Here is a 15484-nt window from a genome sequence, read left to right as displayed (position 1 = left end):
CGGGGGGTGGGGGCCCGCCCCCCCCCCCGGGTCGGGGTGCGCCCCTGGGACGAGGGACGCACCCCGGGAGGGGAGGCCTTGCTAGCGGCGGGCGGTGACGAACCGGACCGTCACACCCGCGGCTGCGAGCGCAGCAAGCGAGATGGCGATCGCTGCCGCAGGCACACCCTCGGAGTCAGCGGCGAGTCCCTGGGTACCGGTCGGGACACCCGACGGCGACGAGGCGTGCGTGTCCACGGTCTGGACCGCGAGCGCAAGCGAGTCGTCGGCGGCCGAGCCCCACGCGTACACGATGGTGTTGACGCCGTCCTCGATCATCACGTCGGCCGGTCCGAGCACCGGGTCGGTCTCGCCTGCCACGGACACGGCGGCCTCGTAGGTGGCGGCCGGGAGGTCAGCCATGACCTCGTCGGGGTTCATGAGGTCCTCGAAGACGACCGAGCCGTCGGCCCAGACGTCCACGCCGGGCGCTGCTGCGGTGTGGCGGACCGTGAGACGGCCCTCGCCTGCGGCGGTGGCGCTGATGTCGTTGGTGAAGAGTGAGGCGGTCGGGTCGCCTGCCTCATCGAGGTGCGCGACGGCCGTGTAGCTCATGCCCTCCTCGAGCGGAAGGTCGATCGGGCCGAGGACGGGCGAACTGTCGTCAGCCGCGTCGGACGCGGTGATGGCCACGGAGTAGGTGCCCGGGTCGAGGCTCAGGGGGCCCGCGAGGTCGCCGGGGGCGAAGTCGTCGAGCGTGAGGTCTCCGTTGACGTAGACGTCGACCGTCAGGTCGGGGATGCCGTGAAGCACCGAGAGGTCGGCCTTGCCGTCCTCGACGGCCATGGCGGGTGCGGCGGAGGCCGCGAGAAGCGCACCGGCAGCGGCGCCGGCGATGAGTGACTTACGCATGGTGGTTCCTCCCATCCGGAGGCCACCGGGGTGCGACCTCCTTCACCACCTACTTCCGACGGAGGGGAGGGTTTGGATGCAGCAAGCTCAAGAAATCTCTCAGGCAGCCAGAGAGCCGCTCGCCAGGCGGCAGCGGTGGCGTCGGCAGAGGGACCGGGAATCAGTGACGTAGCAGGGATTTCGTGGTGCGGTCGATCACGGTGCGGAGCATCACGAACGAGAACACGAGCACCGCAGCCGACAGCAGCACCAGCGCGAGATTCCACCCGAGGCTCTCCTGGAACGACGCCTGAACCACGAACACCCACGAGAAGATGAACCCCACCCACCATCGGTGACGGGTCGCCTCGATCGCGGGCAGGTGCGACGTCAACTGCCGCATCGCCGAGAAAGGCCCCCACAAGCCGTACACGGGGATGAACCAGCTCGCCCACACCTGCCACGCGGCTGGGGCAGGAGCGCCGGCGGCGACGAAAGCCGCGCGTACTCCCGACATCCACCGCGCAAGCGCGATCCATCCGATGACGATCGCAATGAGCCTGAGGAGCACAAGAGTCCAGTAGAGGGCGAGGACTGCCGACCCGCTGTCACCGCGGAGCGCAAGCGAGGTCAGGGCGAGCAGCGCTGTAACGCCGGTGAACGCACCCGTCCCCCACAGCGCGAAGGTGCGGCGCCGAAGCAGGTCCCGCGGATCCGATGCCGCCAGGTAGGTCTCGTCCGAAGGCACGATGCCGGCGTTCGGCTCCCCCTGCTCCTCGGTGCGTTCGATCTCGGTCATGCGGTCCCCCGGACATTCGCTCGCTCGCCTGATGTGCCGGCACCCTAGCAGGCACGACGGTCGCCTCGGGCGGCACTCGGCGACGCGACTCGCCGTGACGCGGACCAGAAACGCCGACGACATCCGCGACTGCTAGTTTCCGTTCCGAAGGGGACCGGACGAAGCGCGCCGTGGGGACGGCGCCGCCGGCCGCCGCCGAGGGGACAGCATGTCGACCGATCCGTGGGTGAGCCCAGCAGGCACCGCAGCCGCTCCTGAGAGTGGCCCCCTTCCGCCTCCCAGCACGGCGACCGCGCCCACGCCGACGGACCTGTCTTCGTTCGCACCGCCGACGGGCGCTCCGCTCCCGCCGCCGGCGTCGTCTCCCACAGGCTCGGTGCCGGTCGCGTACGGCGCTCCCGTCGCATACGGCGCCCCGCAGGGCTACGCGCAGGTCGCGCCGCTTCAGGCCGCTCCCACGACGGTCTCACCTCTGGACACGTGGGCGAAGGTCGGCGCGATCGCAGCCGCCGTCGCCGGACTGGCCTGGGCCCTGGGCGGGCTGCTGGTCGTCCAGGTGCTCACGCCCGCAGGCGCCGCCGCAGTGATGATCCTCCTGGCCATCGGCACTCTCGGAGGCATCGCAGGCTACGTCACGCTGTGCCTGTGGATGATGCGGGTGAAGAAGATCGTCGAGCCACAGGGATACCCGGCTCCCGCCGGCTGGAAGATTTGGGCGTCCTGGTTCATCCCTGTGTACTGGTTCTACGGCCCCGTGAAGGCTTTGAGCGACCTTGGATTCAAGGCGGGCAAGGACCGGATGGCCACCTTCCTCGCCATGTGGTGGGGCGGCTTCCTGCTGTTCAGCGTGGGCAACCGTGTCTCCGGGATCGAGGAGGTCGGGTCCGACGTCATGGTCTTCCTGGCGCCGGTGATGGCCCTCGCGACGCTCGTCAGCTTCGCGGGCCTCTGGATCCTGATCGTGGAGATCTCACGCGCAGCCGCTGCGCCGGCCCCTGTCGCAATGCCGGCGCCCCCCGCACCGCCGACCCCGACGGCGTAGCGAGTCCGGACGCGCCGACGCCCCCGGGCCTGAGGAACCACGGGGGCGTCGGTGTGGGCGGTCAGCCGTGCGATGGGGTGCGCGGCTAGACGACCGCCTCGACCTGGACGAGCGAGCCCGGCTGCGCGTAGGGCACGTGCATGCCGTCGACGGGGCTGCCGTCGACGGTGAGCTTCGCGCCCTTCCCGCCGGAGTTGACCACGTGGATCACATAGGTGGCGCCACGGACGGTGCGGCGGACCGTGTACTCGCCGATCTCGGCGCCGATGCACGGGTCGACGATCAGGCCGTCATAGTCGGGGCGCACGCCCAGCAGGTGCTGGGAGACGGCGACGAAGTTCCACGACGCCGTGCCGGTCAGCCACGAGTTCTTGGCCTCGCCGTGACGGACGGCGTCCTTACCGGCAATCATCTGCGCGTAGACGTACGGCTCGAGGCGGTGCACCTCGGACTGCTCCTCGCGGTAGGCAGGGGCGATCTGCTTCCAGTACTCCCACGCACGCTCGGAGCGGCCGAGCACGGTCTCGCCGATGATGATCCACGGGTTGTTGTGGCAGAAGATGCCGCCGTTCTCCTTGTAGCCCGGCGGGTAGGTGGAGACCTCTCCCAGCTCGACGCGGTACTCGGTGAACGCGGGGTTCTGGAGGACGATGCCGTGCGGGGTGTTGAGACGCTCGCGTACGGAGTCGAGCGCCTGCGCGGCTCGGCCGTCGTCCACGCCGACGCCACCCATGACGCACCAGCCCTGGGGCTCGATCCAGATCTTGCCCTCGGCGTTCTCGTGGCTGCCGACCGGGTTGCCGTAGTAGTCGTAGGCGCGGCGGAACCACGCGCCGTCCCAGCCGTGCTCGAGCACGGCCGCCTGCATGTCGGCGATGGCCTTCTCGGCACGCTCGGCTTCGACCTCGTCGCCGCGGTGGCGGGCGAGCGCGGCGTACTCGGGGCCGATCGCGGTGAACATGCCGGCGATCATCACGGACTCCGCGACCCCGCCGGTCTTGTTGCCGGTGGTCTGGAAGGACTCGCCGGGCTCCGTGGAGAAGCAGTTGAGGTTGAGGCAGTCGTTCCAGTCGGCGCGGCCGATGAGCGGCAGGCCGTGGGGGCCCGCCTTCTCGAGCGGATGGTTGAAGGAGCGACGCAGGTGCTCCATGAGCGTCTGCGCCTTCGACTCGTCGTTGTCGAAAGGCACCATCTCATCGAGGATCGCGAAGTCGCCGGTCTCCTTGATGTACGCGGCGACGCCGAGGATGAGCCACAGCGGGTCGTCGTTGAAGCCCGAGCCCAAGGTGTGGTTCCCGCGCTTCGTGAGGGGCTGGTACTGGTGGTAGGCGCTGCCGTCCTCGAACTGGGTGGCCGCGATGTCGAGGATGCGCTCGCGGGCGCGCTCGGGGACCAGGTGGACGAAGCCGAGCAGGTCCTGCGACGAGTCGCGGAAGCCCATGCCTCGGCCCATGCCGGTCTCGAAGAACGAGGCGGAGCGGGACATGTTGTACGTCACCATGCACTGGTACTGGTTCCAGATGTTGACGGAGCGATCGAGCCGCTCGTCGCCGGACTCGACCGTGTAGGAGCCGAGCAGGCCGTCCCAGTAGGCGTTGAGCTCGTCGAACGACGCGAGGGTCGCCTCGTCGGTGTCGAACTTGGCGAGCAGCTCGTGGGCGCCCACCTTGTTGATGATGCCGGGCTCCTCCCACTTGACGTCCTGGTCGTTCTCCAGGTAGCCGAGCACGAAGGTGAAGGCCTTGGTCTCCCCGGGCTGGAGCGTGACCTTGAGGTGGTGGGAGGCGATCGGGTACCAGCCCGACGCCATCGAGTCGCCGGAGACTGCCGCGTGCGGCACGGCCGCCTCGTGGAAGCCGTTGCCGAACCCGAGGAAGGTGTCGCGGTCGGTGTCGAACCCGTCGATCGGGGCGTTCACGCCGTAGACCGCGTAGTGGTTGCGCCGCTCGCGGTACTCGGTCTTGTGATAGATCGCGCCGTCGACCACCTCGACCTCGCCGATGGAGAGATTGCGCTGGTAGTTGGTCTGGTCATCCTCGGCGTTCCACAGGTTGAACTCGAGGAAGCTGAACAGCGACAGCTCCTTGACGGCCTCGGTATCGTTGCGCAGCTCCACACGGTGGATCTCCGCGTTCACGCCTACGGGAACGAAGAGCAGGACCGACGCGGTCACGCCGCCGCGGGAGCCGGTGATGCGCGTGTAGCCCATGCCGTGACGCGTCTCGAACGAGTCGAGCTCCTTCTTGTACGGACGGTACGACGGGCTCCACACGTCGCCGTCGTCATTGATCGAGAAGTAGCGACCACCGTCGTCCACGGGGATGTTGTTGTAGCGGTAGCGCGTCAGGCGACGGAGCTTGGCGTCGCGGTAGAAGCTGTAGCCGCCGCCGGTGTGCGAGACGAGGCCGAAGAAGTCCTGCGACCCGAGGTAGTTGATCCACGGGTACGGCGTGTGGGGGGTCTCGATGACGTATTCACGGGCTTCATCGTCGAAGTGGCCGTAGCGCATGGGTCAAGCCTTCCAAAGTCTGCCGAGTTGCGCCGGGAGAGCGCTCTCACAGCGTAGCCCCGACGGCCCTCGAGACGTGAATCCAAGGTCCTCGAAACCGCGTCGAAACGCGTCGAAGCGCCTAGGAAACCGGTACGCCGACGCCCTGGAAGACCGCGCGGAACCGCGGTGCCGGGCGGTAGGTTGGGCCCATGCTGCTCTCCGACCGCGACATCCGCGCGCAGATCGAGTCAGGCCGCGTCGCCCTCGAGCCGTACGACGCGACCATGATCCAGCCCGCGTCGATCGACGTGCGGCTCGACAAGTACTTCAGGGTCTTCGACAACCACAAGTACGCCGCGATCGACCCTGCGGTCGACCAGCCCGACCTCACGCGCCTGGTCGAGGTGGAGCCGGGCCGCCCGTTCGTGCTGCACCCCGGCGAGTTCGTGCTGGGCGCCACCTATGAGTCGGTCACGCTGCCCGACGACATCGCGGCGCGCCTCGAAGGCAAGTCCTCGCTGGGCCGCCTTGGTCTCCTCACGCACTCGACCGCGGGCTTCATCGACCCCGGGTTCGAAGGCAACGTCACGCTCGAGCTGTCGAACACCGCCACGCTCCCCATCAACCTGTGGCCCGGCATGAAGATCGGACAGCTCTGCTTCTTCCGCATGAGCTCCCCCGCCGAGCACCCCTACGGCTCCGACCGCTACGGCTCCCGCTACCGCGGCCAGCGCGGGCCCACGGCATCGCGCAGCTGGCAGAGCTTCCACCGCACGGAGATCTAGTCTCGGCGCACCCACGGCGGCACCCGGAGGCACCTTCCGGACATACGCCGCGGCCCCTTCCTTCACGCTTCCCGAACCGGTACCGTCAGGCCCACCGAGTGGCGGTGGGGACCGCCTCACCGAGGGGAAGCCGATGACGTTCACGCCAGATCCGTTCGCCGCGCCGCAGGAGCCGACCGGGAGCCAGCCTGCGGGCATCACCACGCAGCACCAGGGGTCGACCCAGGCCGCCCCTCCGGCGGACTGGTACGCGGATCCCACCCAGCCAGGCACGCTGCGGTACTGGGATGGGACCGCATGGACCTCCCACACCGCCCCGGCCCCCGCGCAGTCGACCTCGGGACAGCCCACCTTCGCGACCTTCGACACTGCCGCGGGCGTCGGCACGCCTCCCGCGCCCGCCCCCAAGCGCCGCCGCCTGGTGACCGTGGCGAGCATCGTCGGAGGGATCGTGGTGGTGCTCGGCATCCGACTGATCGGCATCGGAGGATTCGACGCCGTCACGGCCTTCTTCAACTCGACGGACCCGGAGCCGCTCTCCGCGCAGGCCGGCGCCGATTGGCTGAACCTCGAGGTGCTGGAGGGACACGGCACCGTCAAGTACGACCCCGCGTGGCAGGACGCCGGACTGGATCTGGCACAGCTGTCGGAGGAGTCCTCTGTAGGACCGGGCCCAGACGTCTCGGTGGACGCCGCCTGGATCATCGACACCGACCCCGACGGCAACCAGAGCATCCTCTTCGTGTACTCCGCCCGCGGCCTGACGGGCGTCATCCAGCCCGAGCTCGAGGTCGACGCCTGGATCGACAGCGTCTACCCCGAGAAGACGGGGACCGAGAAGGTCTCAGGGACCGCGATCGTCACCGACTCCGACGTGCGGGGCTACATGGCCGAGTTCGAGTACGACTACTACGGCTGGCACTTCGTCGACTCCGCGGCAGCGGTGGTGCACGGGCCGGACGAGGTGGTGCTCTACGTCTCCAGCGCCGGCGAGGAGACCGGATCCGGCGTCGACGAGCTCGAAGCCGTGCTGAACTCGCTCCGCATCGGCGGCTGAGAGGCGGCCTACAGCGCGCCCGTGTAGCGGCGCATCTTGGCGCCCACCGCTCGCACCACGGCGTCCGCGTCGTGAGGCACCTCGGTCTTGAGGATGCCCGCGACGGGCTCGCGATAGCTGGTGAACCAGCCGAGATCACGCATCACGCGCGCCAGGTCTGACAGGCTCTCCGCCACGTAGCCGTTGGTGTGGTCGAAGACCTCTCCACGGGGCCCCCAATGGAAGCCGTGGAACGCGGCCAGCTCCTGGGCGAGCCGCGCGTCGGGCGCCTGGTCCATGCGGCCGGGCATGGGGATCTTCTGCATCGGGGCGTTCCTTCCAGTACGAGCCTGTCCGGCTGACACATCGTCCGCTTTCGCCGGATTGTGAGCGTTCCGTTCGAGCACACCCCGTGAGCGCGCCGGCAGCACTCCGCGACACCCCCAGAACGGGGGTGTTGACACGCCCGCGCCGGGTGCGGTTCTATTCGCTCAGGACCAGCACGATGCCTCGCAGCCAGGCGGTTCCCGACCGTCAGGACTCAGGGGGAAGCTCGTGCTCACGCGCTCGTATCGATCGACCGCTGCCGCCATCGTCGCGGCCATCTCGCTTGCACTCGCCGCGCCCGTCGCGAACGCCGCAGACGACGACATCGTCACCTTCGGGTGGTACACCATCAAGTCGTGCGTGAAGCAGACGCTCGGCCGCAACGACATCGGCGAGGTCACCCGGGCCGAGATGGCGACGCTGACGTCGCTGACGTGCTCAATCTCCTCGCCCTCGACGGCATCCCTGGTGGGGCTGGAGTACGCCACGTCGCTGGAGAGTCTGCTGTTCAGAGGATCGCTCGGAAGCAGCGAGGATCTCCTCGCTCCCCTGAGCGGGCTTCCCTCTCTCTCGTCGATCGACATCGACCGCTTCGGCGGTTCGCTCGAGCCCCTCTCCACCCTCCCTTCCCTCGAGTCGCTCGTGATCGAGAAGTGGGACGCGACCTCCGCGGCCGAGCTGCACGGAGCGCCCTCCCTCCGCTCCCTGACGATTCGCTCGACCATCGACTCCCTTGACGGGATCGGCACCCTCACCGGCCTCACGTCACTGGATGTGCAGACCTACACGTACTCGACCGGGCCATACCCGGTGCCGCTGGCGCCGCTCGCCGGCCTCGACAACCTCGAGACGTTCAAGGCGGATGGCCCCTTCGATGCCGCAGACCTGTCGATGTTCGCGGGGATGCACAGTCTCTGGCGTCTCACCCTGTACGAGCCGACGCTGACCTCCGTGGCCGGCCTCGAGGATGTGCCGAACCTCCGAGACCTGCTCTTGGACGAGGTGGACCTCGACGACGCAGACCTCGCGCACGCAGCGGCGCTGCCCTCCCTGACGCGCCTCGCCATGGTCGGGAGCAACACCCTCGGAGCGCCCGCGGGCCGCATCACCGATCTGGGGCCGCTGGAGGGCAACGCGCGAATCACCGAGCTCTACCTTTCCCACAACTCCCTCGACGACGTCTCCGTCATCGCGACCATGCCCGCGCTCACGAGCCTGTACATGGACCGCAACCGCGTGGCGGACCTCTCACCGCTGCCCGACGAGGGCATCAAGTACGACGTGGATCCTCAGGTGATCCCGCTCGGCACCGTGCAGGCGTGCACGCCGATCACGCTGCCCACCGTGACCGACCTGTTCGGGAACGTCCTCCCGGTCACGCTCGTGTGGTACGAGGGAGCGACCGACGGGCAACAGGTGATCCTGCCCGCGCGCGACCACGGAAACATCTGGCTCGAGGGCGTCAACGGCGACGTGGGCTTCACCTACACCGCAGTCGGTGACGAGGCGGGGTGCGCGTGGGCGGAGACCTCAGGCTTCTCGGCGCAGCTCACCCGTGGCAGCACCAGCTGGCCCTACCTCGAGGCGACGTTCGATTGGCCGACGTCGATCCATCCGCAGGTCAAGATCGAGTGGATCGACGCGGGCGGGACGGTGATCGCGACCGGCGCCAAGAGGCTGACCTCCTCCCCGTGGCGCGACATGGAGCTCCGTGCGCGCGTCACCGTCGTGACATCGGGCTACGAGGACGTCGTGCTCCTCAGCGACCCTCTGCACGTCCGTCAGATGCTGACCGCCACCACACGCCTCGAGCTCAACGGGCCCGCCACGCCTGCGTCGTGCGCCATGGTCGACGAGATCGACCGGCCCTTGGAGACCCGCTTCGACTACCAGTGGTTCCGCGACGGAGAGCTCATCCCCCGCGCCGACAAGCCCTACTACTGCCCGGAGATCGCCGACATCGGCCACCGCATCTACACGGTCGGGACCACGAACAGCGACCGGTTCGAGACTGCCTCCGTGACGTCGAACACGATCACCGTCACCAAGGCCCAGTTCGACGCGCCGTCGGTCGCCAAGGTGAGCGGCACCTTCGCCGTGGGCAGGACCCTCACGGCGAACACCGACCCCTACTGGTACAGCGACACGATCACCTACCGATGGCTGCGTGACGGCAAGGTCATCTCGGGTGCCACGGGCCAGAAGTACACGCTCACGTCGGCCGACCTGGGTCATGAGGTGAGCCTGCGCCTCACGGCCGCTCGCCCGGGCTACCAGACGCTCACGACGCTCTCCACGCCCACGAAGGTGCTCCGCGCGCTCAGCACGACGGGCCCCACGATCTCCGGCAACCACGACGTAGGCGCCACCCTGAAGGCGAAGGCCGCGGCCTGGGGGCCCGGCACCGTCGCGCTGTCGTACCAGTGGAGGCGGGACGGCGTCGCCATCCCCGGCGCCACGAGCACCAGCTACAAGGTGACGAGCGCCGACGCGGGACACTCCCTGTCGGTGACCGTCACGGGCCGCCGCTCGGGCTACACCACCCAGTCGCGCACCAGCGGCGGCTTCACGATCAAGAGGATGCTGACCGGGGTGACCGCCCCGACGGTCTCGGGCAGCCCCGACGCAGGCAAGACCCTCACCGCGGCCGTCGAGCCGTGGGGCCCCGGCACGGTCGCGATGACCTATCAGTGGAAGCGCGACGGCGTCACTATCACCGGCGCCACGAAGAAGACGTACACGCTCACCAAGGCCGACGCCGGCCACGCGATCACCGTCACGGTCAAGGGCGCGAAGTCGGGCTACTCGACGAGGACCCGCACGAGCGCTGCGATCACCGTTCACCGACTCCTGACCGCCAAGACCCCCACCATCGTCGGCACCCCGAAGGTCGGCGCGGAGCTCACCGCCTCAACCGGCACGTGGGGTCCTGGCACCGTGAGCAAGACCGTGACCTGGTATGTCGACGGCAAGGCTGTCGCGACCGGGCGCACCTACGTGGTCCAGCCCGGCGACGCCTTCAAGTCCATCAAGGTCAAGGTCGTGGGCACCAGGACCGGCTACACGACCGCCTATCGAGTCTCCACTTCGCAGACCGTCGCCGGCAAGACGTACACGACCTGCGCCTCCTTGAGGAAGGACTATCCGGGCGGCGTCGCGAAGTACAGCACCACGAAGGACAAGGTGGGCGGGGTCGCGGTCTCCGGAATCGATGACGACACGTTCGTCTCCGCCAAGCTCTACGACCTCAACTCCGCGCGTGACGCCGACAAGGACGGATGGGCCTGCGAGCCCTGAGCACTCTCCGGCACGCGCTAGGGTGGGACTCACGACAGGGGAGCGCCTCCCGGTGACAGCCGGGCCAAGGGCGCTGAGAGTGCGGAAGAGCCGCAGACCCTCGAACCTGATCCGGCTAGCACCGGCGTAGGGAGTCGAGTCTCGTCCCCTCCTATCCATGGGAGGAAACCCATGCGCAGCACGCGCACCCTGGCCGCGGTGGCGGCCTCCATCTCAGTCCTCGGCCTGGCGGCCTGCTCCGCCGACACCGCGGAGCCGTCCGCCTCGACCTCCCCCACAGACGGTCCGGCCGACGTGGCGGGCACCACCGTCACGGTCGTCACCCACGACTCGTTCGCCGTGCCGGACGACGTGCTGGCCGCGTTCGAGGAGGAGACCGGGATGACGGTCGACTTCGTCGCTCCGGGCGATGCGGGCACGCTCGTCAACCAGCTGGTGCTCACCAAGGACGCCCCGCTGGGTGACGTGGTCTACGGCCTGGACAACACGTTCGCCTCCCGGGCGGTGGACAACGGGGTGCTGGCGGCCTACTCATCGTCCGCCCCGGCGGCGTCGGATGCAGCGGAGTACGCCATCCCCGGCGCGGCGGACCTGCTCACGGCGATCGACGTCTCGGACGTGTGCCTCAACTACGACCTCGCCTACTTCGAGGGCAGCGACCTCGACGCACCGACCTCGCTCAGCGACCTCACCGATCCCGCCTACGCGGGGCTGGTGTCGGTGACGAACCCCGCCACCTCCTCCCCTGGCCTCGCGTTCCTGCTGGCTACGATCGGGAGTGAGGGCGACGACTGGCAGCAGTGGTGGACGGACATGGCCGCGAACGGCCTGCGCGTCACCGCGTCGTGGTCCGACTCTTACTACACGGACTTCTCAGCGCCGAACTACGGCGGCGACTACCCGATCGTGCTGAGCTACGCGTCGTCCCCGCCCTACGAGGTGATCGACGGCGAGCCCACCACCGCCGCCCTGCTGGACGGCTGCTTCCGCCAGGTGGAGTACGTGGGCGTGCTTGAGGGCGCGGAGAACGTCGCGGGCGCGCAGCTGGTGGTCGACTGGATGCTGTCCGACGAGTTCCAGGCGACGATCCCGGAGAACATGTACGTGTACCCGGTCTCGTCGTCGGTCGAGATCCCTGCCGAGTGGGCCGAGTACGCACCGCTCGCTGGCTCCCCGATCACCCTGGACCCCGCGGAGGTCGACGCGAACCGCGACGCGTGGATCGACGAGTGGACGTCGATCGTCCTCGACTGAGCCCCTCCTGAGCCCATGAGCACGCACGCCGCGACCGTCCGCCGCCACCTGGTGTGGTGGGCGGTCGCGGTCGTGCCGCTCGCCTTCCTGGGGCTCTTCTTCCTGTGGCCGGTCGCTTCCGTGCTGGCGCGTGGCCTGCTGGAGGACTGGGACGTCGCCGCGGCCTGGGAGATCCTGACCTCCTCCAGGACGCTCGACGCCATCGGGACGACGCTCGGGCTGGCACTGGCGGGCACGGCCGGATCGCTTCTGGTGGGGCTACCCGCGTCGTGGGCGCTCGGCCGCTTCGAGTGGCGCGGACGCAGCGCGATGCGGGCCGTGCTCACCACGCCGTTCGTGCTGCCGACCATCGTGGTCGCCGCCGCGTTCTCGGCTCTGCTGTCAGGGTCAGGCATCCTGTCCGGGCTGGGCCTTGACCAGACGCCGGCGTCGATCGTGATCGCCCTCGTGTTCTTCAACGTGTCGGTCATCGTGCGGTTCGTGAGCACCGCGTGGGAGGCGCTGCCTCCTGGCCTCGCCGACGCCGCACGCACCCTGGGCGCCAGCCGTGCCCAGGCGTACCTGCGGGTGACGTTGCCCGCGCTGGCTCCCGCGATCGCCTCGGCCGCGGCGGTCGTCTTCCTGTTCTGCTCGACGTCGTTCGCGCTGGTGCTGATCCTGGGCGGCTCGCGCGTGCGCACCGTGGAGACCGAGATCTACCTGCAGGTGAACCAGTTCCTGGACCTGCGCGCCGCCTCCGTCCTGGCCCTGGTGCAGGTCGCGATCGTCGCGTTCGCGCTATGGCTCAGCTCGCGCATGGGCCGGGCGCGCGGCTTCACGCAGACCGTGCACGGTCGACGCGGCCCTCGCCGGGGCGAAAGGCTCGCCGTGGGCGGGGCGCTCGCCCCGGCGCTCGTCCTGCTCGCGCTCCCCCTGGGCGCGCTCGTGGAGCGTTCGTTCCGGGTCGGTGACGGCTACGGGCTCGACCACTATCTCGCCCTGGTCGCGACGCCTGCGCGGGGCGTGCTGCCGGTGCCCGTGTGGCAGGCCGCCCTGAACTCCGTGGTGACGGCGACGATCGCCACCCTGCTCGCGGGGATCGTCGGCGTGACGGCGGCGATGCTCATCGCGCAGCGCAGCCGGCGCGGCGCGACCCTTGAGGCGCTCGCCATGCTTCCTCTGGGCGTCAGCGCCGTCGTGGTCGGCCTTGGCCTGCTGCTCACGCTCAACCGGAACGTGCTGGGCGTGGACCTGCGCGCGTCGTGGTGGCTGGTGCCGATCGCCCAGGCCGTGGTCGCGCTGCCTCTGCTGGTGCGGGCGCTCGTGCCGGCCGCCCGGGCGATCGAGCCGCGCCTTCGCGCCGCTGCAGCAAGTCTCGGCGCGCCTCCGTGGCGGGTGCTCCTCCACGTGGACGGCGCGCTGCTGCGACCCGCGATCGGCGCAGGACTGGCATTCGCCTTCGCGATCGCGATGGGCGAGTTCGGCGCCACGGCCTTCGTCGCGCGCCCTGACCGTCCCACACTGACCACGGCCATCGCGCGGCTGCTGAGCCGTCCGGGCGCGGAGAACGTGGGGCTGGCATACGCGTCGGCGGTGCTGCTGGCGGTGACGGTGGCGGCGATCATGCTGATGTCGGAGCGCTGGCGCGCCAGAGCAGGGAGCGGACTATGACGTACGGACGCGCGAGCGACGACGAGCGGATGCCGGGCGGGCTGACAGTCACCGACCTGGTCGTCACCTACCCCGGCAAGCCCCCGGTGGAAGCGGTGCGCGGAGTCTCCCTGCGAGTCGGCCCGGGTGAGACGGTGGCGCTGCTGGGCCCGTCGGGCTGCGGCAAGTCCTCACTGCTGGGCGCCGTGGTCGGGATCGTCGAGCCGACTTCTGGAACGGTGGCGTGGAACGACCAGGACCTGACCTGGACGCCCGTGCACCGGCGGCGCTTCGGCCTTGTGTTCCAGGACGGCCAGCTCTTCCCGCACCTGGACGTGGCACGCAACATCGGCTTCGGCCCGCGCATGGCCGGCGTGTCCGCCGAGGCCCGCGCCGCGCGCGTCACGGAGCTCCTTGAGATCGTCGGCCTCGAGGGACTGGGCGGCCGGGCGGTGTCCGAGCTCTCGGGTGGCCAGCGCCAGCGCGTGGCGCTCGCCCGGTCCCTTGCGGCCAGGCCTCGGCTGCTCGCGCTCGACGAGCCGCTGTCCTCGCTCGACGCAGACCTGCGCACACGGCTCGCGAAGGATGTGCGAGACATCCTTCGCTCGCAGGGCGTCTCCGCACTGCTGGTGACCCACGACCCGGCCGAGGCGGAGGCGATGGCCCACCGGGTGCTCCGCATGGGCGACGGCCGGCTGCTGTAGACCCCGGCGCGGCGCGGGCGGCCAGGACCAGCCCGCGCCGATCGCTCAGTAGGCGACGGTGAAGCGGGCCTTGCGGTGGGTCGGGTTCACGATCTCGTCGGCCACTGCGAGGCCGAAGTCCGCCCCGGAGATGTGGGACTCACCGTTGCCGTCCACGAGCAGCACGTCGCCGCCCACGCGGTAGGCGCCGGTCGCCTCCCCGGGAGCGAAGGCTCCGAAGCCGCCTGCCGGGCTCACGAAGAACCAGTCGAGCTCGCCCTCGTGGGCGCGGAGGTCAGCGAGCACGCTCGCCATCTCGTCGGCCTCAGGCTTGATTGCGGCCGGGAAGGACTCAGTGTCCGCGACCATCGGCCCGCCCTCGGCGACGAGCAGCGAGCCCGCGCCGCCGACCACGCCGAACCGCACTGCCTTGCTCTCGGCGAGGCGCGCGAGCGTCCTCTCGATCCCACGGAGCGTGCCGGGCTCGGCGAGCGCGCCGCGCGGCGACAGTGCAGAGACGAGCACGTCGACCCCGTCGAAGGCCTGGGCGAGGAAGGCCTGGTCGGTGACGTCTCCAGTCCTGTAGTCCACGCCCTCCACGGGCGTCTCCGGCAGGCTCCTGCTGTACGAGACGACCTCGAGACCCTTGGCGGCAGCGGCGGCGACGATGTTCCGTCCCGCGTATCCGGTTCCTCCGATGACGGCGATGCGAGTCATGATGCGTTCCTTCTTCCAGTGATCAGCCCCGATGGCGACCGCCATCGGTGGGTCTGGGCGGTGAATCCCGCCGACGTCAGGCAACTTACTCGTAGTTAGTTACTTTCGCAAACATTGTTACGCACCTCAAGTGATAGAGTGGTCGCGGGATCGGGGAGAGGAGCAACCGTGAGCGAACCCGCCTGGAACCCCTACGACCGCAACTGCCCCAGCAGGGGCCTGCTCGACAGGATCAGCTCGCGCTGGACCATCCTGATCGTCGGGGTGCTCGCCGAAGGACCCTCACGTTTCTCGGACATCGCGCGGCGCGTTGACGGGCTGTCGGAGAAGATGCTCACCCAGACCCTGCGGCAGCTCGAGGAGGACGGACTCGTCTCCCGCACCGTGACGCCCTCGGTCCCGGTGCGCGTGGACTACGAGCTGACCACAGACGGTCGCACCCTGATCGCGCCGCTCCACGCGCTTGAGGACTGGGTGGTCACCCACATGTCCCAGGTTGATCAAGCGCGCCACAGCGCACGTGAGGCACGCGCCTGAGCGCACTGACCCCGGCC

General features: G+C 69.5%; 13 protein-coding genes and 1 riboswitch. Of the genes, 8 read left to right on the top strand and 5 right to left on the bottom strand.

Annotated elements, in window-relative coordinates; translation table 11 throughout:
* Positions 1-81: 81 nt before the first annotated feature.
* Positions 82-891, bottom strand: coding sequence for a DUF4397 domain-containing protein (locus QQX04_RS13735; protein ID WP_301130153.1), 810 nt, complete (start codon positions 889-891; stop codon positions 82-84).
* A 160-nt stretch (positions 892-1051) separates the two neighbouring features.
* Positions 1052-1669, bottom strand: a complete 618-nt coding sequence (locus QQX04_RS13730; protein WP_301130151.1) for a hypothetical protein — start codon at positions 1667-1669, stop codon at positions 1052-1054.
* 376 nt (positions 1670-2045) lie between these two features.
* On the opposite strand from QQX04_RS13730, the gene QQX04_RS13725 reads away from it, so the two are divergent.
* Entirely contained in the window at positions 2046-2711 is a 666-nt protein-coding gene (locus QQX04_RS13725) for a hypothetical protein (RefSeq protein ID WP_301130149.1), read from the top strand.
* An 85-nt stretch (positions 2712-2796) separates the two neighbouring features.
* Here QQX04_RS13725 and QQX04_RS13720 read toward each other — a convergent pair whose 3' ends face one another.
* The gene (locus QQX04_RS13720; protein WP_301130148.1) at positions 2797-5220 is read right to left on the bottom strand and encodes a glycoside hydrolase family 94 protein; all 2424 of its coding nucleotides are present in this window, start codon (positions 5218-5220) and stop codon (positions 2797-2799) included.
* 191 nt (positions 5221-5411) lie between these two features.
* On the opposite strand from QQX04_RS13720, the gene dcd reads away from it, so the two are divergent.
* Together dcd and QQX04_RS13710 are read left to right on the top strand one after the other, a co-directional pair.
* A complete protein-coding gene (dcd, locus tag QQX04_RS13715) occupies positions 5412-5987 on the top strand; it encodes a dCTP deaminase (protein WP_301130146.1) in 576 nt (191 codons plus the stop codon).
* 133 nt (positions 5988-6120) lie between these two features.
* Positions 6121-7044, top strand: coding sequence for a DUF2510 domain-containing protein (locus tag QQX04_RS13710; protein ID WP_301130144.1), 924 nt, complete (start codon positions 6121-6123; stop codon positions 7042-7044).
* Between the two features lie 8 nt (positions 7045-7052).
* On the opposite strand, the gene QQX04_RS13705 is transcribed toward QQX04_RS13710, so the two are convergent.
* Positions 7053-7349, bottom strand: a complete 297-nt coding sequence (locus QQX04_RS13705; protein ID WP_301130142.1) for a hypothetical protein — start codon at positions 7347-7349, stop codon at positions 7053-7055.
* Positions 7350-7578: 229 nt separating this feature from the next.
* Here QQX04_RS13705 and QQX04_RS13700 point away from each other — a divergent pair, with 229 nt between their 5' ends.
* From QQX04_RS13700 to QQX04_RS13685, 4 genes are all read left to right on the top strand, one after another.
* Positions 7579-10647, top strand: coding sequence for a leucine-rich repeat domain-containing protein (locus tag QQX04_RS13700; RefSeq protein WP_301130139.1), 3069 nt, complete (start codon positions 7579-7581; stop codon positions 10645-10647).
* A gap of 26 nt (positions 10648-10673) precedes the next feature.
* Positions 10674-10797, top strand: a riboswitch (TPP riboswitch).
* Between the two features lie 21 nt (positions 10798-10818).
* Positions 10819-11901, top strand: a complete 1083-nt coding sequence (locus tag QQX04_RS13695; RefSeq protein WP_301130138.1) for a thiamine ABC transporter substrate-binding protein — start codon at positions 10819-10821, stop codon at positions 11899-11901.
* 15 nt (positions 11902-11916) lie between these two features.
* On the top strand, positions 11917-13551 hold the full coding sequence (locus QQX04_RS13690; RefSeq protein WP_301130137.1) for an ABC transporter permease: 1635 nt from the start codon (positions 11917-11919) through the stop codon (positions 13549-13551).
* Complete coding sequence (locus tag QQX04_RS13685; RefSeq protein ID WP_301130135.1) at positions 13548-14234, top strand: ABC transporter ATP-binding protein; 687 nt, start codon at positions 13548-13550, stop codon at positions 14232-14234. The genes QQX04_RS13690 and QQX04_RS13685 overlap by 4 nt, the downstream gene beginning before the upstream one ends.
* A 45-nt stretch (positions 14235-14279) precedes the next feature.
* Here QQX04_RS13685 and QQX04_RS13680 read toward each other — a convergent pair whose 3' ends face one another.
* The gene (locus QQX04_RS13680; RefSeq protein WP_301130134.1) at positions 14280-14930 is read right to left on the bottom strand and encodes an NAD(P)-dependent oxidoreductase; all 651 of its coding nucleotides are present in this window, start codon (positions 14928-14930) and stop codon (positions 14280-14282) included.
* A gap of 168 nt (positions 14931-15098) precedes the next feature.
* On the opposite strand from QQX04_RS13680, the gene QQX04_RS13675 reads away from it, so the two are divergent.
* On the top strand, positions 15099-15467 hold the full coding sequence (locus QQX04_RS13675; protein ID WP_301130133.1) for a winged helix-turn-helix transcriptional regulator: 369 nt from the start codon (positions 15099-15101) through the stop codon (positions 15465-15467).
* The last annotated feature ends 17 nt before the right edge of the window (positions 15468-15484 follow it).

This window comes from Demequina zhanjiangensis, assembly GCF_030418315.1.
Taxonomy (GTDB): domain Bacteria; phylum Actinomycetota; class Actinomycetes; order Actinomycetales; family Demequinaceae; genus Demequina; species Demequina zhanjiangensis.
The sequence above is the reverse complement of the archived record's forward strand: the minus strand, read 5'-3'. Positions and strand labels throughout refer to the sequence as shown.